This is a genomic window from Hydrotalea lipotrueae, from assembly GCF_019249625.1.
GTDB classification, from domain to species: domain Bacteria; phylum Bacteroidota; class Bacteroidia; order Chitinophagales; family Chitinophagaceae; genus Hydrotalea; species Hydrotalea flava.
In genome coordinates this window covers 76636-100529 of sequence record NZ_JAESDL010000012.1, presented here as the reverse complement: position 1 = coordinate 100529, position 23894 = coordinate 76636, and the positions used below count along the sequence as shown (strand labels likewise).

General features: G+C 37.1%; 22 protein-coding genes. 6 read left to right on the top strand and 16 right to left on the bottom strand.

The window, feature by feature from the left end; genetic code table 11:
• Positions 1-11: 11 nt before the first annotated feature.
• The 3 genes from gldC to JK139_RS08795 form a co-directional block, all read right to left on the bottom strand.
• The gene (gene gldC / locus JK139_RS08805) at positions 12-362 is read right to left on the bottom strand and encodes a gliding motility protein GldC (RefSeq protein ID WP_218331103.1); all 351 of its coding nucleotides are present in this window, start codon (positions 360-362) and stop codon (positions 12-14) included.
• A 97-nt stretch (positions 363-459) separates the two neighbouring features.
• Positions 460-1590, bottom strand: coding sequence for a glycosyltransferase family 4 protein (locus JK139_RS08800; protein WP_074419077.1), 1131 nt, complete (start codon positions 1588-1590; stop codon positions 460-462).
• Between the two features lie 39 nt (positions 1591-1629).
• Entirely contained in the window at positions 1630-2481 is an 852-nt protein-coding gene (locus JK139_RS08795) for a 3-hydroxyacyl-CoA dehydrogenase family protein (protein ID WP_218331102.1), read from the bottom strand.
• A 75-nt stretch (positions 2482-2556) separates the two neighbouring features.
• Between JK139_RS08795 and JK139_RS08790 the strand changes: the two genes are divergently transcribed.
• Complete coding sequence (locus JK139_RS08790) at positions 2557-3147, top strand: MerR family transcriptional regulator (protein ID WP_081298630.1); 591 nt, start codon at positions 2557-2559, stop codon at positions 3145-3147.
• Here the strand turns inward: JK139_RS08790 and JK139_RS08785 are convergent.
• Positions 3144-4253 (bottom strand): mechanosensitive ion channel family protein, encoded by a 1110-nt coding sequence (locus JK139_RS08785; protein ID WP_218331101.1) that lies wholly within the window; start codon positions 4251-4253, stop codon positions 3144-3146. The two genes, JK139_RS08790 and JK139_RS08785, sit on opposite strands and share 4 nt — an antisense overlap.
• A gap of 390 nt (positions 4254-4643) precedes the next feature.
• Here JK139_RS08785 and JK139_RS08780 point away from each other — a divergent pair, with 390 nt between their 5' ends.
• Both JK139_RS08780 and JK139_RS08775 read left to right on the top strand, forming a co-directional pair.
• Complete coding sequence (locus JK139_RS08780; RefSeq protein ID WP_218331100.1) at positions 4644-5897, top strand: hypothetical protein; 1254 nt, start codon at positions 4644-4646, stop codon at positions 5895-5897.
• 16 nt (positions 5898-5913) lie between these two features.
• Complete coding sequence (locus tag JK139_RS08775) at positions 5914-6537, top strand: hypothetical protein (protein WP_218331099.1); 624 nt, start codon at positions 5914-5916, stop codon at positions 6535-6537.
• Between the two features lie 672 nt (positions 6538-7209).
• On the opposite strand, the gene JK139_RS08770 is transcribed toward JK139_RS08775, so the two are convergent.
• Genes JK139_RS08770 through rsfS form a run of 4 tightly spaced genes read right to left on the bottom strand, consistent with a single transcriptional unit; the run spans position 7210 to position 11177 of the window.
• A complete protein-coding gene (locus tag JK139_RS08770; RefSeq protein ID WP_074419090.1) occupies positions 7210-7965 on the bottom strand; it encodes a UDP-2,3-diacylglucosamine diphosphatase in 756 nt (251 codons plus the stop codon).
• 28 nt (positions 7966-7993) lie between these two features.
• Positions 7994-8635: a LutC/YkgG family protein gene (locus tag JK139_RS08765; RefSeq protein WP_228733180.1), complete on the bottom strand. Its 642-nt coding sequence runs from the start codon at positions 8633-8635 to the stop codon at positions 7994-7996.
• Positions 8635-10722 (bottom strand): ATP-dependent zinc metalloprotease FtsH, encoded by a 2088-nt coding sequence (ftsH, locus tag JK139_RS08760; RefSeq protein WP_074419080.1) that lies wholly within the window; start codon positions 10720-10722, stop codon positions 8635-8637. The genes JK139_RS08765 and ftsH overlap by 1 nt, the downstream gene beginning before the upstream one ends.
• Before the next feature lie 47 nt (positions 10723-10769).
• Entirely contained in the window at positions 10770-11177 is a 408-nt protein-coding gene (gene rsfS / locus JK139_RS08755; RefSeq protein WP_218331098.1) for a ribosome silencing factor, read from the bottom strand.
• A 175-nt stretch (positions 11178-11352) separates the two neighbouring features.
• On the opposite strand from rsfS, the gene JK139_RS08750 reads away from it, so the two are divergent.
• Positions 11353-12123 (top strand): biotin--[acetyl-CoA-carboxylase] ligase, encoded by a 771-nt coding sequence (locus JK139_RS08750; RefSeq protein WP_228733179.1) that lies wholly within the window; start codon positions 11353-11355, stop codon positions 12121-12123.
• A 5-nt stretch (positions 12124-12128) separates the two neighbouring features.
• Positions 12129-12380: a CBU_0592 family membrane protein gene (locus JK139_RS08745; protein ID WP_218331097.1), complete on the top strand. Its 252-nt coding sequence runs from the start codon at positions 12129-12131 to the stop codon at positions 12378-12380.
• Positions 12381-12446: 66 nt separating this feature from the next.
• On the opposite strand, the gene JK139_RS08740 is transcribed toward JK139_RS08745, so the two are convergent.
• The 8 genes from JK139_RS08740 to JK139_RS08705 all read right to left on the bottom strand — a co-directional run bounded on the left by JK139_RS08740 (position 12447) and on the right by JK139_RS08705 (position 22818).
• Positions 12447-12725 carry a sensor histidine kinase gene (locus JK139_RS08740; protein ID WP_317196301.1) on the bottom strand — a complete coding sequence of 93 codons (279 nt, stop codon included), beginning with the start codon at positions 12723-12725 and terminating at the stop codon, positions 12447-12449.
• An 18-nt stretch (positions 12726-12743) separates the two neighbouring features.
• Positions 12744-13889 (bottom strand): hybrid sensor histidine kinase/response regulator, encoded by a 1146-nt coding sequence (locus JK139_RS08735; protein WP_218331096.1) that lies wholly within the window; start codon positions 13887-13889, stop codon positions 12744-12746.
• A gap of 14 nt (positions 13890-13903) precedes the next feature.
• Positions 13904-14329, bottom strand: coding sequence for a response regulator (locus JK139_RS08730; RefSeq protein ID WP_074419084.1), 426 nt, complete (start codon positions 14327-14329; stop codon positions 13904-13906).
• Between the two features lie 179 nt (positions 14330-14508).
• Positions 14509-18885, bottom strand: a complete 4377-nt coding sequence (locus JK139_RS08725) for a PAS domain-containing protein (RefSeq protein WP_218331095.1) — start codon at positions 18883-18885, stop codon at positions 14509-14511.
• A gap of 152 nt (positions 18886-19037) precedes the next feature.
• Positions 19038-19202, bottom strand: a complete 165-nt coding sequence (locus JK139_RS08720) for a response regulator (RefSeq protein ID WP_218331094.1) — start codon at positions 19200-19202, stop codon at positions 19038-19040.
• A gap of 44 nt (positions 19203-19246) precedes the next feature.
• A complete protein-coding gene (locus JK139_RS08715; protein ID WP_218331093.1) occupies positions 19247-19462 on the bottom strand; it encodes a response regulator in 216 nt (71 codons plus the stop codon).
• Between the two features lie 88 nt (positions 19463-19550).
• Entirely contained in the window at positions 19551-22541 is a 2991-nt protein-coding gene (locus JK139_RS08710) for a PAS domain S-box protein (protein WP_218331092.1), read from the bottom strand.
• A gap of 112 nt (positions 22542-22653) precedes the next feature.
• A complete protein-coding gene (locus JK139_RS08705) occupies positions 22654-22818 on the bottom strand; it encodes a hypothetical protein (protein ID WP_218331091.1) in 165 nt (54 codons plus the stop codon).
• Positions 22819-23498: 680 nt separating this feature from the next.
• Between JK139_RS08705 and JK139_RS08700 the strand changes: the two genes are divergently transcribed.
• Complete coding sequence (locus tag JK139_RS08700) at positions 23499-23879, top strand: YidH family protein (RefSeq protein ID WP_074420806.1); 381 nt, start codon at positions 23499-23501, stop codon at positions 23877-23879.
• Positions 23880-23894: the final 15 nt, after the last annotated feature.

The window sequence follows — 23894 nt, the reverse complement described above, 5'->3', positions numbered from 1 at the left end:
AAATATCATGCTTACACCAACTTGTTTTGTTGCAGTTGAATTTCTCTGAATTTTTGATAAAAGCTTTTGGCAAATGCTTTCATATCTTCTACTAATTCCTTCTGCTGGGTTGCACGGGCAAAGGTGTCGGCCATTGACATAAGGTTTTGATAATAAAAATCGGCCATTTCATCTACCATCATTTCTTTGGTCCACAAATCAATTCGCAAAGCACTTTTATCAATCCCATCCCAAAAAGCCATCATCATGGCTTTTGCCTGTTGTGGCTCTTCTGCTGTACTATCACTTGCATTCCATTGAATATTGGCCGGAATTTTATCGGCATCTAAGGTAACTTTAATGTGAATATCTGATTGATGCATAATTGCTGATTTATGTAGCATAAAGTGGCAAAAATACAATATTCGGTTAAAGCCAACATGCAATTAACCGTGCATTGGCATAAAATATTAAAATGTATTATTTTTTTGTAAGCTGTTGCATTACCTCCCAGAAGCTTTCTGCGCTTGCCTCCCAACTAAATTTTGCGGCCTGAAGTTTTCCGGCATCAATCAATTGGTTGCGTTTTATTTCATCTTTATATATCAGTTGCATTTGTTGCGCCAACTCCTTTACATCATCGGGTGCAGCCAATAATGCCGCATTTCCTGCAATTTCGGGTAAGCTACCTGTGTTACTGCAAATTACCGGAGTACCGCTTTGCATAGCTTCAATTACAGGTACACCAAATCCTTCAAAAAAAGAAGGATAAATCAGTGCATAAGCTGCGGCCATGACATTTTGTAAAACCGCATCACTTACATAATCCAACAATACCACATCTTCGCGGTGTTTGTAGCTGTCTAATTTTTCAATAATATCATTGTATTGCCAGGCCAAACGGCCCACCACCAGTAATTTCATATTACTTTTCTGCCATTTTTTAAAAATGGTAAATGCTTTTAACAGATTCAGCAAATTTTTACGCGGATGAATACCACCCACAAATAAAAAATATTCACAACCATTGGCATATTGCGTTTTAATAGCCTGCCGCTCCGCAAATACTAAAGGTTGAAAACCCGGTTTGGCAGCATTGTACACTACTGTAGTTTTAGCTGCTGCAAATGGGTAATGTTGGGCAATATCAGCCTTCGAAAATTCAGAAACCGTTACAATGCTTTGTACTTTTTTTAAAAAGCGGGGAGTAAAATAGCGGTAATAATACAAATGATGTTTTGGAATAAAGGAAGGATGGTGTTTAAAAGCCAAATCATGCACCACCAGCAATTGTGGTATTTTTGATGTAAGCGAAGCAAAACCATAGGGCTGCACCAATACATCGGGCGAATATTTTCGCAAAGCCAATGGCACTTTTACATCATACCAATATTTAAATGACAGTGCATGCCTTGCCGCCGGGGTTATTACTAACGGTATTACATTGCTGCCTGTTATAAAAGCTTCATCATAAGGCCGGTCGAAAATAAAAATGAAATTTGTTTCCGGATGTTGCAGTACCAACCGTTTGAATATTTCGTGCACATAATTTCCATATCCTTCCAAAACATCTGCCCTTAAAAACCGGGCATTCAAAGCAACACATTTCATAACTAATTGATTAATGCAAGCGAATATTAAGCACTATGATTATTGATATTGATAAAACCCTGTTCCTGATTTTTTTCCTAACTGTTTTACTTCCACTTTTTGCTGTTGTAAAGCAGAAGGTGTTAACCGGGGAGGCCTTCCTAATGCTTCCCAAACAATACAACTTACACTGTAATTGATATCAATACCAATTAAATCCATTAATTTGAATGGGCCCATTTTAAAACCGGAAGCTTCCATCACGGCATCTACCTGTTCAACAGTAGCCAGTCCCTGCTCAACCAAACGCAAAGCCTCCAGATAGTAAGGCCTTGCCACCCTGTTTACAATAAAGCCGGGCGCATCATTGCAAACAACCGGCGTTTTACCCAATTGTTTACTTAATGCCAGCAATGTTGTTATTACTTCGGGTGCTGTTTGTTCTCCTTTAATTACTTCTACCAATTGCATAATGGTAGCCGGATTAAAAAAATGCAAGCCGGCCAGACATTGCGGGTGCGACACCGCCGCTGCCAACGCATTGATGGAAATAGAAGAGGTATTGCTGGCAAGAATCGTTTGGTATTGATTGATGGTTAGCACCTGATTTAACAAGGTTGCTTTTACCTCTTTTTGCTCAATAATTGCCTCTATCATTACCGGTGCAACACAATCGCTTAATTGATGTGTAAAATGCAATCGTTTTTGTATGGCGGCAAGTTCTGCACCTGCTATTTTACCTTTTTGTTGCAGGCTATCCAGATTCATCCAAATACGCCGCCGGCTGTTTTGCAAAATTGTTTCATTTACATCAAATAATATTGTATCTATCCCTTTTTGTGCACACAACTGTGCAATACCACTACCCATAGTACCGGCGCCACATACTGCAATGGTTGAAATTGTTTCCATATATGCTGCAAGATAATTACAATCTTTTATTGTGCATAGGATGCACAATTATATAATAGTTGCTAATTTTACTGCATGGCTTTACAGCAGTTAGATTTATTTGGTAACCCCGTTCCCGATGCAACCAGCAAAGGCAGGGTAATTTTTGCCAACGATAAAATTCAGGTAAAAATAAAAGCCAAACAAGTTTTTTCGCCCGATACGCCGGAAGCTACCGCCTCTGAATCCAACAACAATGAGATACCGTTAGTAGAGGCTACTACTAAAAATAAACGTGGAAGAAAATCATATAAAGTTTTACTAACAGCAGCCGAAGCCATAGAATTGCCCGACGATGCCACTTTGCAGCAAAAATTGTATCATCCTATAGGCGATGTGGCCAAATGGTTTAATGTAACCACTTCATTAATACGTTATTGGGAAAATGAATTTGATATTTTAAAACCTCGCAAAACCAGAAAGGGCGACAGGCTTTTTCGGTATGAAGACATTAAAAACATTGCCCTGATTTATTATTTGCTGCGCGATAAAAAACTAAGTATTGAAGGGGCCAAACAATACTTAAAAGCCAATAAAAACAAGGCTACAGAACAGTTTGAATTAGTGCAGTTATTAGAAAAAATGCGGCAGTTTTTATTAGAAATACAAACCAACCTAAACAGCTAGTTCTGTGGTGTACTGCTTATGTTTTTAACATGCACCTCTGTGTTGGCTGCCGCCAAATCAATGCCCAATTCCTGCACTTTTTGTATGGCAAATAAATTTACACTTTCGCACAGCAATAAAAAATCGCTGTACTCCTGTGGCATTTTTACATAATACAATGCACTAATAATATGTGCTTTTTTGCCCGCATCTACCAAATTCACCATACTGCTGGCTACCTGATTATTTTGCTGCAGGTAAGTTCTGATGGCATTCAGCAAATCATTCATCTGTGTTGGGGTTGTGGTTAAGCCCAACTCCATGCGCAATTCGGCCATACGCTGCGTGGTTAATGTAACATTATCTACCACACTATCTACCATTTGCTTATTGGGAATGGTGAGCAATGTTTTAGCAGCCGAGCGTATTTTGGTGCTGCGTAACCCTATTTTTTCGACCGTACCGGCAAAACTTTGCACTTTTACAAAATCGCCCACCCTAAAAGGTTTATCGAAAAAAATAATAAAGGAAGCAATTAAATTTTCAATGCTTTCTTTGGTAGCAAAAGCTACAGCTGCACCTACCAGACTTAAGCCGGTAAGTAACCCGCTTACATCGCGTTGAAAGGAAAATTTCAACACCATTAAAACACCCGCCAACACCAACAGTACTTTCAAAAAATCTTTAAAAAACAATAAAACCTGCCGGTCTGCAGATTCTTTTGATGTGGCTGCTTTATCGGCCATTACCAATGTAATAAAATCAATAATACGCAGGCAGAGCCAGATAAACACAATAATAAGTGCAGCATTGGAAAGGCTGTCAATCGCTTCAAAAAAAGTAACTTTATAAATGTGAAAATCAAACTCTTTCGGAAAATTTAATGCATCAAAGGCAGTAAAAGCAATAAACAACAACAAAAACAATTCTAAAGGCGGTAAAATGAGACTGATAAATGCATCGCGATGATTGATTTTGCCCTTTTTAGTAAAAATGCGATAAATAATTTTGGCTAAGTATTTAGAAATAAACCGTTTTACAATAAAAGCCAGTATAATAGTAGCCAGCACTACCATATAACTGCGTATGCTATTACCCAAAAAAACTTGTTTCAGAAATTGCTCCATAGCCTTTTATAATTGCTGTAAATCTACTGAAAAGAGGGAAAGTAAATATAGCAAGTGTAAATATCAATAAACCAAAATTTTAAAATACATATTCAATCCAAAACAACCACAAGCAAAAATTTTCTATTTATATTTTGTTTATAATACATATTTAAGCTATATTAGCATAACAAAATATTTACTTATGAAAAAATATTTACCCCCCCCCGCACTATTTTTAAAAAACGATGGAATAAATGCGGTGTTGATGCTGAAGTTAATAAAATAAGGCTGTTCATCATTGCTGTCTGCATTTTATTTACAACCTGTACCAAACAAACTAATGATAAGTTATACGAACAAAAGAATACTTTTTTTGAAAGAATCGATTCATTAAAGCAGGTATATAGTTTGATAAATGGAAGCTTAGCTGATGAAGATTTACTGAACAGAACCATTCTCCACTTTAAAGATGATGATAATAGAACCGGTATTATTGCTGTAATTGAAAACAAGTATGGAAAAGCGTTTTGGGATTTGAGCGTAGTATTAAAAGATAAAAACGGAACCTTTACATTGGCTACTCCCATTATTAATTCGAAAAATAAAGTAACGGCATTGTTATTTGGTTCTGAAAGGAACAGGGATTATACATTTTTTAGATTAATTGATAAAGCTACTCCACAAAACTATCTGGCAAAACATGGCGATATCAAAGCCACTGCATTTACACAATCAACTTTATATGGAATTTTCAATGCCATTGAATCTAATTGGAAGCATATTGTAAATAGGGGTGCACCACAAGAAACCCAGAATAGGAATGCTGCTACCATGAGCCTTAGGCATGTAGAAATGTATGTGGCAGTTTTTACCGATTGTTGGACTTATAGTTATACTTATCCAGCAGATTCATACGGAGGTATAGGCATTGCAATAGGCACGCAGTGCCAAACCAATGCTATGTATATTGATAATGGAAGTAATTCTTCCGGCAGTTCAGGTTTAGGGGCTACAACGCCGGTACATAGTGGGGGAGGTGGAAGAGGCAGTATCACTACCCCACCGCCACCCATGTTATTAGCTGATATTAAAAACGAGTTAAAAGACCCATGTTTAAATACTGTTGCAAACAACTTAATAACTAGTACCTTCAAAAATACCGTTACAGATATATTGCAAAATATTTTTAATGTTAACGACAAATTGAATATATACTTTCAAGAAAATACAACTAGAGAAAAAGAGGCCTGGACACAACCAGGAACACTTTCAAATAGGATTTTAGATGAAATTGTATATGTTAATCCTAATTTATTACATGATGCTTCTCAGGAATATATTGCAAGTTTGTTAATTCATGAAATTATTCATACCTATTTAGATGTTAACACAACTTTAAGCGGAAACATGCAACAACACCCTGAAATGTTAAAAAATTATATCGAAAAAATGTCCTTATCATTGCTTGATTTTTATAAAAATATAACATTAGATCAAGCAAGGGCGCTTTGTATTGCCGGTTTTGGTGATCTCCAAAATTTCCAAGATTTTAATAATATTTTGGAGAGCTATGGTTTTAATACAGATCCGGCTAGCACAAGAAATATTGGCTTTTTTATTCAACCATTACAAAGCGGTTCAGCCGGCACTAAATGCAATTAAATAAAATATTTATTTTATGTTAACACAATATACTCAAAATGTAAAAATTTTATTCATTATTGCTATTGTATTTCCAATAGCCGCTATTAGTCAAATAGATTCATCACATAATATTGAAATCGAACGATTTTTAAGTAAAAATTTGCTTCATGGAGAAAAAATAATTCAAAATTTTACTAAGCCAGGTATTATTACCGATTCTAATAGAAAATATATTCGAGATACCTTGTTTAAACCATTTATGTACTTAAATAATATTGCTGCTTTTCCCAGTTTTATTAAAAATGTAGATATGGCCATTGTTATAGATTCAATAAAAAAATTTTTGCATTATAAAGGTGAGGTTTTGCAAACAGATATTAAATCTAAATATGGCAGTTGGTCATCAACCTCTTATTTTGTGCTTAAAAATAAAATTAAAAATGTACATTTTATAAAAGAAAGCGAGTATGTTTTTAATGGTAAAAACTGGTTTTATCCTGGTCTATCCTGGATTTTTTATATACCCATTTTTTTCAATAACAAATATTGTGCCATTCAAATTAGTGCAGTTTACAATGATGAAGAAACCCGAAATACAATAACAAACCTTTACATTCTTGAAAAAAGAAATAAACACTGGGTGTGGATTAAGAACTAAACAAACATTATTATAAAGGATTTAAAAAAATGGAAAGCAGTTAACAAAATTTTGAAGATTACAACTTATATTCAATTGTACCAATTTGACACTGCTGCAAGTCAGAAATTTAAGGCAAGTATCTTAATTCATGCAATTATTCATTATGTGTATTTTCGTATAGATCTGTTGTAAAACCTGAAGGTTCAGAGCAATGGACATATATATATAAAAAAGAAAAGGAAAAATGGAGTAAATTATTCCTGATGTCTAAAAGTGCATATTATTAAAGCCTAAGTTGCACATCTTTAAGTATGTGCTCTTTGGGGAGATATTTCCAATATTTCAAATTTAAGTGCCACAAAACCAGTGCATAATGGAGGTTGGGATGTTAGTATTAGCATGCCTCCACTTCACTACACCCAACCGAATGATTTAAACTGAGTAGTAAAATGATAAAATATTCTACTCTTGAACTGTACTAAAAAGGGGAAGCCTACAGTCAGTCGTACTATACACCACCTACTACAAACCCAATAACAGGTCAAATTAATATTACATAGCAACATAACGCAAAACAACCAATACTACCAAAAGCCTGTTGAATTAGAGCTTAGAGCTGTGTTAAGGAGGTGAGTAAAAAAATAATGACATAATTAATTGGGAGAACAAAAAAAGTATTTTGTTCAACTATTACTCCCATTTTTTCAAAGCAACAGTTGCCCCATCAAAAACAGCATAGGTAGAATATTGTATCCAATCGCCGAGGTTAATGTAACGGCTGTTTTCGTTTAAGGCATAATCAATAGGAAAATGCCGATGGCCAAAAATAAAATAATCGTAATGCCGCTCTGTCAACAGTTCTTTGGCATATACAATGAGCCATTCGCTTTCTTCACCCAAAAAATGATCCTCACTACTGCCTGTTTTGGCGCGGCTTTTTCTGCTTAAATAATTGGCTAAGCCAATACCCCAGGTGGGATGCAACTGCCCAAACAACCACTGACACAAGCGATTACGAAAAATTTTTTTGATGAATTTATAGCCATAATCGCCGGGGCCTAAGCCATCGCCATGACCAATATAAAAGCTTTTGCCATTCCACTCATACACCTTCGGTTCAAAATACACAGGAATGTTCAGTTCTTTTTGAAAATAATCTTTCATCCACATATCATGATTCCCCACAAATACATGTACCGGAATATCGGCATCGGTTAATTCGGCCAGTTTTCCCAATAAACGGGTATAGCCTTTGGGTACTACTGTTTTGTATTCATACCAAAAATCAAAAATATCACCCATAATAAAAATTTGTGCGGCTTGCGCTTGTATGCTGTTTAAAAAAGCAACAATTTTCTTCTCTCTAATTAAGCTGCTGTTATAATCCGGTGCACCTAAATGAAAGTCGGAGAGAAAAAATATTTTTTTATTGGGGAAATCGTTCATGCTGTTTGTGATAATAAAAAATGGATGTTTAACCGGCATCTACCAAAAAACAAAACACTTCTTTGGGACCATGTACGCCTACCACTAATGTTTTTTCAATATCAGCAGTACGGCTGGGGCCGGTTGCAAAACTAACTAACGATGGCCAATTGCCGTTGTATTTGTTGTTCAATAATTGCAATCCATCTTTTACATCAAACACCAATTGGTGCGTGTAGGCAACACAAATATGTACCGGCGTATACACACTTACCGTTCTACCACTTTGCTGTGCACTACTCAGCACAATACTTCCGGTTCGAGCTACTAAAAATTCGCAGCCGGTAATACCAGCCGGGCAGTTCGCTAAATTATTTTGTTGCAAATGGGTAAACCCATGTTGCTGCAATATTTCACTCCATGCATCTTCTCTACAATACAAAGCGGGCCATTGGCGGGCATTAACTAAGGTTTGTAATTGTGTTACCAGTTCCTGAAGGTTGGCACAAAAAGAAAACCTACCTGTTAACTGTGAAAAATTTTCAGCAAACAATAATTCCAGATCTTCATTTGGCGTTGAAAACGAAGGGTCGCTGCCTTCAGTATGCGGAAAGGGAACAGGCACCGGTTGTACCAGTGCCTGCCTTATTTTTTTAAGCATATTTTCTTTTGCGGAAGAAATTGGCATCATTATACTTCTTTTTGTTCTGCTTCCTGATTACCTGCAATACCATCACTGCTTACGGCTGGTATATTGGTAGGAGGCACCCCGCCAATAGGATCAGGTTCAATTGGGTTATCCAATATCTTTTTTTCTTCAAAAGGCCGTTTGCCAATTAGTTCTTCCACATCGCTCTTGTGCAATACTTCTTTATCTAACAATGCTTTGGCTAATTTTTCTACTTCTGCTTTCTTCTCGGTAAGTAACTGAATGGTTTTTTGATAAGCCTCTTCAATAATTTTTCGCACTGCCTCATCAATCATTTTACCGGTTTCCTCACTATAAGGCTTGGTAAATGTATTTTCCTGTGAGGGGTCGTAGAAACTAACATTTCCAATTTTATCGTTCATACCATAAACAGTAACCATGCTATAGGCAATACGGGTTACTTGTTGCAAATCGTTGGAGGCACCGGTAGAAATTTTACCAAAGAAAATTTGCTCAGATGCACGGCCACCCAGTGTCATACAAATTTGATCCATTAGCTGGTCGGTGTTGTACAAATACTGCTCTTTGGGGGTGTATTGTGCATAGCCCAATGCAGCAGTGCCCCTGGGAACAATGGTAACTTTTAATAACGGGTAAGCATATTCTAAAAACCAACCGCAAATAGCATGGCCTGCTTCATGGTAGGCAATGATTTCTTTTTCATGCGGAGCAATGATTTTGTTTTTCTTTTCCAAACCACCAATTACCCTGTCAATAGCATCTTGAAAATCAATCATTTCAACTGCTGTTTTGTTTTTACGGGCAGCAATCAATGCGGCTTCGTTACAAACATTGGCAATATCGGCGCCTGCAAATCCCGGGGTTTGCTCGGCTAATTTATAAATGTCTAATGTTTCAGATACTTTAATGGGTGCTAAGTGTACTTTAAATATGGCTTCACGGCCTTTTAAATCGGGCTTATCGATGGTAATTTGCCTATCGAACCTACCCGGACGCAGTAAAGCGCTGTCTAATACATCGGGCCGGTTGGTAGCTGCCAAAATAATGATACCAGAATCGCCCCCAAAACCATCCATTTCAACCAATAGCTGGTTCAGTGTGTTTTCGCGTTCATCATTACTCATAATTGCATTCCTGCCTCTGGCACGGCCAATGGCATCTATTTCATCAATAAAAATAATACAGGGAGCTTTTTCGCGGGCTTGTTTAAACAAATCGCGAACACGGCTGGCACCAACGCCTACAAACATTTCTACAAAATCGCTACCACTTAGGCTAAAGAAGGGCACCTGTGCTTCACCGGCCATTGCTTTTGCCAATAAGGTTTTACCTGTACCCGGAGGGCCAATCAACAAAGCCCCTTTTGGAATTTTACCGCCCAGCGCTGTATACTTTTTTGGATTTTTAAGGAAATCAACAATTTCCATTACTTCTACTTTGGCCTCATCCAACCCGGCTACATCACCAAAGTTGATATTTACTTTGGCACCTTTATCGAACAAAGTGGCTTTTGATTTTCCAATGCTGAAAATACCGCCGGCGCCACCGCCACCACCAGCGCCGCCACCCATTTTACGCATAAATAAAATCCATACTCCAATTACCAATGCCATTGAAATGAGGGTACTGAAAATAGGACCGCCAAACCAGTCGGCATCATCTGTTGGGTAGGTGGGCACTTGTTGTACTTCCGGATGGGTTTTATAGAATTGGTCCATCTGGTCGTTAAACACTTTCCAGTCGGTTACTTTAAATTCAAATACCGGAACATTTTTGAAGTCGGCGGGATTCAGTTTTCGCTTAAACTTTTCGGTATAAAATGGTTTGCTCAGGCTATCGGGTTTAATGTATACCCTCACCAATTCTTTATTACGTACCAGGTCTAATTTTTCTATATCACCTTTGGCCAGCATATTTTGTTCCATATCCTGCTGGCTGATTTTAGCTGATTCAGGCGTAAACCTGCCCCAAAAAGTAGAGCCGATTAATACAGCGAAAACAATTAAATAAATCCAATAAATATTGAATTTGGGTGTTTTTTTATTCGAACTACCATCACCCCCTTTATCTGTAAATGGGAATTTGGGTTTATTATCTTCTTGTGCCATATAAATTGCGCTTCAATTTTAAGTGTTTCTCTATAAAAATATTAGGGTTAAACTTCGCTGTGAGCCGTTGCTTCCGCATCGCTCCACATTTCTTCCAACTGGTAAAATTTTCTGGCATCAGGTTGCATAATGTGCACCACTATACTCACATAATCCACCAATATCCAATGTGCCTGTTGGGTTCCTTCCTGCCTGTAAGGCAATTCGTTACATACTTCTTTTACCTGAAAAGTAACAAAATCGGCTATTGCATTTACCTGTGTGGTACTGGTAGCTTCACATATTACAAAAAAATCTGCAACTGCTTCGGGTATATTACGCAGGTCTAAACTGGTAATATGTACGCCCTTCTTTTCCTGAATAGCCCCAATAATGGTTTTAAAAATTTTTGAGTTTCTGTTAAGCCGGGAAACTTTGTTTGTTTTGCGGTTATTGATTGCTGAAAGAGGTGCCAATAATCAGGTAAATTTTAGTTATGAAATAAAGGTTTATTTGTTGAATATATACAAAACAGCTGAACAACTAAAACAGTTCAACCTATTTACGAATCCATCGAAAACTGTTGTAAAAAAACTGTTTTAAAAGGCTTCATCTGCCTGTTTATATCTTTGTGTCAAAAGTAACAATCTTTTGTCATCTAACAGCAATATATCCGCCATTGGACAACGCTGGATTGAACTCAGCACGGTTGACAGTACCAATAACTATGCCCTTGGCCTTATTAAGACCAATTTGGCGGAGCATGGTACCGCTGTTTTTGCGCAGGAACAAACTGCAGGCAAAGGCCAGCGGGGCAAAGCCTGGATAACCGAACCCAATAGCAACCTGATTTTATCGGTTATTGTACAAACCGAATTTCTGCCATTGCACCAACAATTTGTTTTTAGTGCGGCAATGGCATTGGCTGTACAAAGTTTTTTTAACAATTATACAGCAAATGAAACTGTCATAAAATGGCCAAATGACATTTACTGGAATGACAGGAAGGCAGGTGGTATTTTAATTGAAAATATCATTTCCGGAAGTGGCAGCTGGCAATGGGCAGTGGTGGGCATTGGTTTAAACATCAATCAAATCCATTTTCCAGATTGGTTGCCCAACCCCGTTTCTTTACAACAGATTACCGGTAAAAGGTTGAATTGTTTGGAATTAGCAAAAGAATTGTGCAAATATCTGAACCATTATTATCGATTATTACAAGCAGGCGCCTTTACTGAAATATTGCAACAATACAACAACTACCTGTATAAAAAAGGAGCGATGGTAAAACTAAAAAAAAACAATGCCGTTTTTACCACCACTATTCAGGGTGTTGATCAATCAGGTAATTTACTCACCGGCAATACCTTTACCAATAGTTTTAGTTTTGGTGAGGTAGAATGGATAATATCAACAAAATAACGCGCATGGCAAGTTTTAATTTGAACGATTGGATTGGCTTTACCGGTGTTTTCATACTGCTGATAGCCTATTTACTACAATTGCGCAATACCATTGGCAAAGACAGCCTTTTGTATTTGTGGATGAATATCATAGGTGCAGGCCTTTCCTGCTTAGCCAGTATTTTGATTCATTATCTGCCCTTTATTATTTTAGAAGCTACCTGGATGTTGGTCTCAGTTGCAGCCTTATTTAGAAAAAAGAATTATTCCATATAATGAATGAATGATGCATACAAAACAAGAACCCATTTCATTAGTGTATTTTTTTAATACCCATATTCATTAAAATGAACGCGAAGAATGGGGTATATTTTTTAAAGGAAAAAGAAAAGTAAACTGCGCCCCCGTATTTTTATTGTTCTGTACCTGAAACCGGCCATTTAAAACAGCCGTTCTTCTTTTCATGGAAAGAAAACTACTTTGCCGGGTTAATACTTCTTCAGCAATGCCTTTTCCGTTATCGGAAAAAACAATTTTCATGTGTGTGTCTTCACGGGTTATAGATAGTACGGCTGCAGTTGCCTGTGCATGCTTTAACAGATTGTTGATACACTCCTGTATAATCCGGTAAATATTTAATTATGCATTAAAATCAAAATAATGTTCTAACGACAAATCAACATGCGTATCAATATGAATAGCGCTGGCCTCGGCCACATTTTGCACAAGTGTTGTTAATCCGGCAAATAATCCTTTATCAATTAACTCCTTTGGCCTTATATTGCTCACAATGTCTTTACAATCACGAATAGATTTTTCTAATAAGTCTACAATATTTTCTGTAATTACATTATTTTCTTTTTCCATGCTTTTTTTCAGGAAAGAAAAATAGACTTTTAATGCAATTAAATTTTGTGTTACTCCGTCGTGTATATCAGCGGCAAAACGTTCCCTTTCCTGTTCTTCTACCGAAACAATATTGGCATAAGCTTCTTCTAAGGAGCGTTTGAGTAAGGTTTGTTCTGTTACATCGTGTGCTACCATTAATGCGCAGTTGATACCATTATATTCAATACCGGAAGTAAGGATATTCACCAGTATGATTTCTCCATTTTTTTTACGGTGACTAATTACCACTGGAGCATCCAATTTATTTTCCAGAGATGCATTCGGTATATTAGCCGAAGCAAATTTTGCAAATTCATTCCCCAAAAAAATATCGGGTATATGCAGTTTCAAAAAATTATCTCTGCTATATCCATAAACAACTTCGGCTGCATTGTTCACTTCTAATATTTCAAGCGTGTTGGGTTGATATACCCACATGGGTTGCGGACTTAACTGAAACAGATTACTGTATTTTTTTTCAGATTCCTGTAAAAGGCTTAATACTTTTTTACGTTCAATAGCATAAACAATGCTTTTGTAAATAACATCGGCTTGTAAGTCATCTTTCAATAAATAATCGGCAATACCAAATGAAAGGGATGTAATACTGAATTCTATATCGGCATATCCGGTTAAAACAATAACTGGTGTATCCCCGGCTATGGCCATGATTTCTTTTACCAATGCTTCACCAGTTTTATCGGGCAATGATAAATCGAGCAACACCACCTGAAATACATGTTGTTGTTGTAATAAAGCCGAAGCTTCTTTACAGGTAATAGCTCTTGTAACCGTTACTTCGTCAAAGCGCTCCCGTAAGTATTCATCCAGCAATAAATAATCGCCGGAATTATCTTCTATCACCAATAATGTAACTGATTTTGTGTGCTTCTGCATAGGTTTCTTCTTATTTATTCCGGGAGCGTTACAATATTCATCCAAAAATTTTCAATTTCACGTACTGCATTCATAAATTCCTGCACTTCGACGGGCTTGGTAATATAGCAATTTACATAGTTTTTGTAGGCCAATTCCACATCTGTATCAGATGAAGAGGTAGTAAGCATAATAACCGGTATTTGTTTTAAGTAATCGGTATTTTTAATGAATTGCAATACCTGGTGCCCGCTTTTTTTTGGCAGGTTGATATCCAGCAATATTAAATCGGGCAAATTATTGTTGAACAGTGCCTCTTCGCGGGTTAAAAAATCAATCGCCGCTTTGCCATCTTTGGCAACACTAATCTGATTGATTACTTTACCCGAACGCAAGGCTTCGGTGGTTAACAATACATCTCCTTCATTATCTTCTACCAACAACAAATGCAAATTTTTCATTGGGCTGAATTTATGTAAGGTAAATATATGGAATATATAACATCAGGATATATCATACTTTATATTTATTTTGTATTGTTAACCAGGATGAATATAGTTTACCGGTTCTTTTATAAAGGATTCATTCCAACAATTCTATCATTGAATTTACTGATTAAGTGTAAGATACGAATGGGCAATTAAAATATTGAATCAGATAAACTTTCCGCTTCCGGCAGCCAGCAATAGAAAGTACTGCCGATACCGGGGGTAGATGTGGCCCATATTTTTCCTCCTAAATGTTCTACTATTTTTTTTACAATGGCCAACCCAATTCCTGTGCCAGAATAATTTTCGTGCGTATGCAGCCTTTGAAAAATAGCAAATATTTGTTCTAAATATTCCTGCTCTATGCCAATTCCATTATCAGTAACAGCAAATAGCCAACCGTTTTTTTCTTGGGTTGCAGTAATATCAATAACTGGAATAATATCTTTTTTTCGATATTTTATTGCATTGTTCAGCAGATTATTAAACACCTGTAACAAACTGTTGCGGTAATTGTTCAATTCCGGCAAAGCATGAATTTTTATTATAGCACTGGTTTCTTCAATTTGTACTCTTTGCATTATACACACTTCTTCCATCAGCGCATTCATATCAATTTTCTCTTTTTTTGCCCTACTTTTTCCTACTCTTGAAAGTTCCAGTACATCTAATATTAATTGCCGCATTCTTTTGGCGCCATTTACTGCAAAGCCAATGTATTGTTTTGCCTGATCATCTAACCGGTCTTTATATTTTTGTTCCAAAAAACCTAAAAAACTGGTAACCATACGTAACGGCTCCTGTAAATCGTGTGAAGCTACATAGGCAAACTGCTCCAGTTCCCGATTACTAATGGCTAATTCATGCACGTGCTGTTGCAGCAATTGTTCTGCCGTTTTTTGGGCATGAATATCCTGAATACTGCCAAAAATTTTAACGCATTTTCCCATAGTCCATTCTGAACGGCCAATACAACGTACCCATCTTGACTTGTTTGTATAAGTAGTAATAAAAAATTCCTCATCAAACTCTGTTGCATGTTGTATGAGTTGCTGCACTACCTGTTCTAATTTCATTCTGCTATCCCCTTTAAAGAATTGAATACATTTTGAAGCAGATGGCTTATAGTTATCCGGCACTTCAAATATTTCCCGGGTAATTTCCGACCAAAACATGCTATCGTTAGTATCGTTTATCAAATCCAACTCCCAACTGCCTATTCGCGCCATTCGTGAGGTTCGCTTTGCAAGTTCCTGCAGATTGTGTTTTTCAGTAATATCCATAATAATTGAATCCCACACAATAGAACCATCGGTTAGTTTTTGTGGATTCCCAAAACCTTCATGATAACGCAGGCTTCCATCATTTAACACATACCGCCAGGTGGCATGCCAGGGGGTTAAATGGGTAGCTGATTGTATAATAGATTGTTTTACTGCCTCAATATCTCCGCCGGCTATAATGCCTTTCCAAATGGTTTGGATATCTGCCATACACTCCTCAGGTGCAACACGCCAGATACGATGTGCACCCTCACTTACATATAACAACTGATCTGTTCCATCGGGTTTTAAATGATATTGAAAAATAACACCGGGTACATTATCAGAAATATTTTTAAGGCGCAATTCAATCATTTTTCTGTCATGAATATCCTGTATACTGCCATACATACGGATACATTGGCCATTGTACATTTCTGCCTGTCCAATAACACGCACCCAACGCTCATTTCCTTTGGCTGTTATAATGGGTGCTTGTATATCAAATGGTACACCGTTAGCCATTGTTTCACTGATTTTTTCCCTGACAACAGCCTGATACGCTGCACGATAAAAACCAATGGCTGTTTCCAGCTCGGGCTGATAATCGGGCGGTACTTCATGAATGGTTTTGGTTATTTCAGACCATTGCAGTTTGTGATGTATGGGATCCAACTCCCATGCCCCCACTTTAGATAATTGTGTTGCCAACTGCAATAATTCTTCCAGATGCTGCATTTCGGTAATATCGCGGCCATACGCAAACACCAGACCATCCTCTCCAAAGGGTTGTGATGAGTTCCAGGAAATCCAACGATAGTTTCCCGATTTGGTTCGGAAGCGGTTGATGAAATTATTAGATTTTTGATTACCCAAAATGGTTTCTGAAAAGTCCTGTTGGGTTGCTTTCAAATCATCTGGGTGTATAAATTCTGAAAATGGCTGGGTAGTTAGTTCTTCTTCTGTATAACCCAATAAAGCACAAAATGCCGGATTTACCTTTGCAAAATAGCCATTAGGTGCCACAATGGCCAAAATATCGGTTGCCGTTTCAAAAAACAATTCCAGTTGTTCTTCCTGTTGCCTGCGCACTATTTCTGCTCCCAAAAAATGGCTTAATGGCTTATATAGTTTTAGCTTAATATCTTGTTGCTTAATATTGACGTTACTGGTAAACAAGAGTACCCCAACCAATTGATCAAAATCAAATAAGGGCAGTGCCAGAGCCGATTTCAGTCCGACTCGTTTGGCTGCTTCTCTGCGAACAAAAGACTCATTTTCATCTATATTATCTAGCAACTGCCATTGTCCTGATTCCCAAACCAAACCCGGAATTCCTTCTCCTCTTTTGAATGCTTTTTTGCCACTTGCATGCGTATAAAATAAAGCTGACTGCTCATCGGCTGGAAAACTTGCTGTTAGTTGCAAAAAAGCCTGATTATAATTGAGCAACCAAATTTCTGCAGTTTTAAAACTGCCAAATTCTGCCAGGTATCGCAATACCTGGCGCATTTGCTCTTGCAAGCTTAAGTGCATTTTAAAGAACTGTGCCACCTGCTGTTGCACCTGTTGTTGTATAACAGTTGTTTTAGATTCAGAAATATCACGTAAAACGCCAATCATTCTAACGGGATGGCCCTGACTATTACGAACCAGATAGCCATTTTCTTCTACAAAAGCATAAGAGCCATCAGCACGCCTAAAGCGAAATTCTTTTTGCCAGCGATCCTGATTTGGATCTTTTAAAAACCCTTCCCAACCGACCTGGTGAATTTCTGCATCATAAGGATGCATCAGGATAGCCCAGTCAATCAGCCGGAAAGATTGTTCTTTTTTCGAATGCCCAAAAATGCGGTAAAAACTATCGCCCCAATAAAACACATCATTTTGAACATCCCAATCGTACATAGCATCGTTGGTGGCTTTATTCATTAACTCATAACGTTCATTCGTTTTTTGAATATGTTCCAGATATTCAAACTTTACCAGCAATACACTGATTAGGCGTTGTGCCCTGCTAATGGCTTGTGCTTCAATATTCGTTACTCCCTTATTACTATCAAAATATACCAATAAGTTTGCAATAGGTTTCCCTTTGGCATTTAATACCGGCTGCGCCCAACAAGAGCCCAAACCGAATTGCTGTGCCAAACCGGTAAAATTTGCCCAGTGCGCCTCAGTAAGCTGGTGAGTAGCAGTTGTTTTGTTTTGAGCAGTAGCGGCATTTGTGTGTACGCCCGATTCATCGCCAATGGCCATGCCATTGATGGTGGCAATATAGGCCTCCGGCAAAGAAGGCGAAGCCATATTGAATAGCTTGCCATCTAATACCCTTAATACAGATGCTTTGAGGTTAGGAAAAACAGATTCCAACTGCAATAAAAACTTTGAAAGCAAATCCGGCACCGTTATATCTTCCCGAAAACTGAGCGTCATTGCTTCTTTTTCAATTCTATCCAATTCACGGTAATAATGCTCCACTGTCATATCCTGAATAGCGCCTACTACTCTGATGGCCACACCGGCTTCATTTCTTTTAATGATTGCCCTGTCGCGAACAAAGGCATATTCTCCATTTGCTTTTTTAAAACGAAATTCTTTGAGCCAGTTGGTTTCGTTGGTATGAAATACTTTCTGCCTGAAATCGCTAAAAATTTCCTCTCGCTCCTCAGGATGATACAATGAATTGAAGTAATCATTATTACTTACTGTTTCCTGATTAGGCAATCCAAAGTTCCTAGCAAAATCTTCGCTTAAATACATTGCATGGGTTAACGGGTTGTAATCCCAAACACTTTCGTAGCCCGCCTGCAAAACCATCTCCAACCGTTCATTGGTTTCCTTCAATATATTTTCTGCCAACACAGTGGCAGTTATATCTTGAAACACACCCACCATTTTTATAGGGGTAGTCTTTTCATCGAATAATATTCTTCCTGTAGAACGTATGTATTTTATATGACCATTTTTAGTAACAAATCGCTTTTCGATTTGATAGGGATTACTGTTTTCAATAGCTTCCTGTATGGCATGTAAGGCATCTTGCCGATCATCGGGATGAATCATTTCTATCCCTTTATCAAATGTTACTTCAAATGCCTGTGGTTCATATTCTAATATTTTAAATACACCATCGCTCCAATACAAAACATTGGTAACCAGATTTAATTCCCAACTTCCGGTTTTGGCCAATTCCTCGGTTTGTGCCAACAATAATTTTTCTCGAGCAGTTAAATCGGTTAAAGGCTTCGTATTTTTTTTATCCATTGTATATTGCTTATGAATGGCCTATAAAAAAATTGGAGTGGTAATAACCAAAACATTTATGCTATTTTAACCACTACAAATTACATCATTCCCTTTTTTTAGAAAAAAACAGTACCCTATTTCCCGTTTGTGCTGTTATGAAACAGCATTGCTTAACCCATCTGCGCAGGCAATTGCACCAAATTAATCCAGAAATCTTTTATTTTCAATACAGCAGCCATAAAATCTGCTATTTCAATGGGTTTTATAATATAACAATTGGCATATTTGCGGTATGTGCTTTTAATATCTGCTTCTAAAGCAGATGTGGTGAGCATAATTACGAGTATTTGTTTGGTACGTTCTGTATTTTTAATGAATTTTAATACCTGATGCCCGTTTTTTTGGGCAGGTTAATATCTAATAAAATTAAATCAGGAAAGTCTTCTAGTAATCCGTATTCAAAAAAATGAATGGCCGGCTCACCATCACGCAACACCGAAATAGTATTACTGATTTTACCTTCCCGAAGAGCTTCCATCGTTAACACATTATCGCCTTCATTGTCTTCTAACAATAAGATGTTGATGGGTTTCATGTGTTCAGGTTTTGTTCATCAATACCCTTGCCATTGGTAAGGTTGTTATTTCATTATTCAAAAACTGTTAACCTACCAAACACATTTTCTAATTATCATTTGACTGCAAAGCCGATTTAGGAATGGTAAAATAAAAAATACTACCTTCTCCAGGTTTTGATGTTAACCAAATAGATCCCCCCATATTTTCAATAATTTTTTTGGTGATGGCCAAACCCATACCACTGCCATCATATTCATCGCGGTTATGCAAACGTTGGAAGATGATGAATATTTGATCAAAATAATTTGCATCAATGCCTATTCCGTTATCCTGTATACTAAATTGCCAGAACCTATCCATATTGGTAGCATGTATACGGATAACCGGCGGAACAGATTCTTTACTGTATTTTAGTGCATTCTGAATGAGGTTTAAAAATACCTGCCTCATGGGTGCTTTTGGCTGAAACAATACCGGTAAATGGCTGTACAGAATCATCGCCTGTTTCTGTTCAATTTGCTCTCGGTACAATAGTTTAATTTCATCTATCAATGATTTTACTGAAATTGATTCTGCTTTTTGTTTCATCCGCCCAACACGTGAGTATTCCAATAAATCTAAAATAATTTGCCGCATACGCCTGGCACCATCTACTGCAAAGTGAATGTATATTTTAGCCTGTTCATCTAATTGTTTGGCATATTTTTTTTCTAAATGGGTTAAAAAGCTGGTAACCATTCTTAAAGGTTCCTGCAAATCGTGTGACGCTACATAGGCAAACTGTTCTAATTCAGCATTGGATGCGGCTAAAGCAACAGCCTGTTTTTTCAAATCTTCATTCAACAATTCTAATTGTATGCCGGCTTTTTTCACTTCTGATATATCTTTGGCATAACAAGCTATGCCAGTTATTTCGCCATTGGCTTTTTTTATAGGGGTTAATGATACCAAAGTATAAATCAGATTACCTGTAATTGGGTGAGTTACTGATTCTTCAAAACTAAATGCTTCACCTTTTAAGGCACGCCGGTACAGTAATTCCCATTTTTGTTTCATGGCATCACTAAAAGATGACCGGATAACGTCATCGCCTTCTTTAGGTGCAAATCCTTCCATGCCTTCAATAAAGCGGCTATAGGTATTATTGGCAGCAATCAATTTTAAGTTTACATCAACCGACCAGATAAAATCATTAGTAGCATTGATGAGTGCATCTAAATTATGTTGTATGCGTTTAATTTCATTGGTATGTTCTTTTTCGCGGGTTATATCGCGAGATGCCCCAATGATACGAATGGCTTTCCCTTCTTTATTTCTGATGATAAAGCCCCTGTCATATATGATAGCATATTGCCCGTCGGGCTTTTTGAAACGGTATTCATCTTCCCAAAAGTTTTCATTAGGGTTTTGATACAATGCAGCACGTTCGTCACTTATCCGCTTCCAATCTTCGGGATGCACATGCAATGCCCAAAATGGGTCTACCTCCTCCGGTGAGAGGGGTTCATAGCCCAATAATTGCTCTAATATTTTACCGGGGCGTACCACTATATTTTTTTCCAAATCCCAATCCCATATACAATCGTTGGTAGCTTTGGAAAGTAAATCGTAACGTTCATTGCTTAAAGCAATAGCCTGTTGTGCTATTTTAGATTGGGTAATATCTCTAAAATAAACCGAGAGCCCTTTTGAAGTTGGATAAACACTAATATCAAACCACTTCTGTAATCCGTAATGAAAATCTTCAAAATGAACAGATTGTTGTTCAGCAAATGCTTTATGATAATTGTGCCAGGAAGGTGAATCTTTATAATCGGAAAATAAATCCCATAAATTTTTACCTACTATTTGGGTTTTAGGCACTTTTAGCAACTTTTCGGCCATTTTGTTCCAATAAAGCACTTCCCACTTTGCATTCACAGCAAAGAAACCATCACCAATACTTTCTAAAATAGTGTTTCTTTCTTCATACAATTTCAACAATTCTTGTTCTGTTCGTTTTCGTTTATCAATATCCTGAAAACTGCCATACACCCGAACGCACTTTCCATTCTGAAACTCGCCACGGCCAATGGTTCTTACCCATTTGGGGTTGCCTTTCTGGGTAATAATTTCCAATTCTTCATCCCAGGGTGTTCCTTTTTCAATACAATTGTATACCCGTTGCGCAATAACAGATTGATTTTTTTCGCCGTTAAAATAGCTTATGCCGGTTTGTAAATCGGGTTCGTAATCGGGGGGCACTTCGCGAATTTGTTTGGTTATAGGCGACCAGTAAACTTTATTATTTATTACATCTATTTCAAAACTACCTATTTGGGCCAGTTCATTCGATTCATCTAACAGCGTTTGTAATTTTCTTTGTTCAGTAACATCCCGCTCCACTGCAATCCATTGGGTAAACCAGCCTTGTGCATTGGCAATAGGCTTTATTTGCATATTACACCAAAAAGGTTGTCCGTTTTTTTTATAGTTCAATACCGTTATTTCGCAAGATTGCCAGCTTTTTAGTGCCTTTTTTAACTTTACCAGTTCTGTTTTATCGGTATTGGGGCCTTGCAAAATACGGGGTGATTTACCCAATACCTCATCTGCCGTATAGCCCGTCATTTGGGTAAATGCAGCATTGACATATAAGATTTTCGGTCCGGGAGCATCTATAGGTTCTGCTTCTGTTATAATGACTGCATCGTTGGTGTGTACCACAACCGATTCTAATAATTTTAAGCGTTCCAGTTCTTTTATTTGTTGGGTAATATCCTGAAAAATGCCACATAATTGTAAGTTTTTTCCGGTTGCATCGTATACCAATTTACCGACAGACAGGACAATAATGATTTGATTGTTTTTATGAATGAAGCGCTTTTGCATGGAATAAGGTTGCCCGCTTGCAATAGTAGCCTGGATTTGCTCCAGTGATGCCTGCCTATCGTCAGGATGAATCAAAGACATTACTTTATCAAAATTCAATTCAAATTCATCCGGCTCATAACCTAAAATACGATATATGCCATCTGACCAAACCATGGCTTGCGTAACCAGATTAAATTCCCAGGTTCCAAAATGTAATAACTGTTCTGCCTCGTTTGGAAACATTTTTTTTGCGTTTATTAATATATGTACAACCCTTCCACTCAATAATTAAACCAAAATATCCGGGATGCTTTTCATTGTTCTATCCTACGGATATTTTAGACTACTTCATTTTTTACTGGTAAAGAACATTTTTAAACTCAATATGTGTAAAAATAGCCAATGAAAACTTTGTTTCCCCGGCAGCAGTAAAACATCCCATACGCAAATCAATTACCACCAATGGAAGGTATGTTTTGCTGATTAACATACCAAAATTGGCTATAATACTATAATACATGAATAAAAAAAAGTTGTTGGCATAAAATGAAAATACCGGCCAAATCTTTTGGTTATTGGTCATAATTATATTGGATTAGACTGCTGTTAAAAAAGGTAACCACAACTAAATAAAAATACATATTGGTACCCAAAAAAAGAAATTATCCCATTCCAATCTGGCCATTAAACGATTAAACAAGGCAAAATAGATGAAAATGAAGGTTAAAATAATGTGTTTTATAAGCGCGAACATACACTTTTAAAATGCCTTACCATAAAAAAAGGATAATTATAAAGGAAAAATGTTTTGATAAGTCGGAGATTAGCTGCTCATAAGCCACTAATAAACCTAACTATATTATATTGGCACGAATAATAAGTGGCTAATCATAGTATTTGAAGATTTTTTTCATAGAGATAGATAGGTGAAGCCCAACTTTTGTCAAACTATCCATCCATCAACTATTTTGTAATATTTAAGAAATGGCAGTTTTTATTCCCTACTCAATCATAGTTATTTTATCGGCCATCCAACAAGCCCTATATCAAATTTGTGCTGCAACAAAGAATAGATTGTTGTAACTTGAAGCTTGTTTTTTTAGTTATACGAACTAAAAAAATTGAAAGGCTACTTCATAGGTTTTCATTTCATTTTTATTCAGACATAGAAAGTATCGCACTTTTTGAATATAAAAACATATGCAACCAACCACATCAACCTCAAATACATCCGACCATCTGGCCAATGAAAGAACGTTTCTATCCTGGATACGCACCAGTATTGGCATCATGGCTTTTGGTTTTGTAGTAGTAAAATTTAGCCTGTTTGTCAAACAAATTTCACTCATTTTGGGCAAATCAGCCCCTGCCCCAACAGGTAGCTCTTCAGGCATCATTGGTATAGTGCTGGTAGCAGTTGGCGCAGGGATATTATTGTTGTCGTATGTACGTTACAAGAAAATAGAAAAGCAGTTAATCAATGGGCAGTATCGCCACTCATCGCGCTTAGTGAGTATATTAACCATTGGTATTTTTTTAGTGAGCATTTTATTACTGATTTATCTGATGGGCAGCATTTAATGTTTGATGAACGGC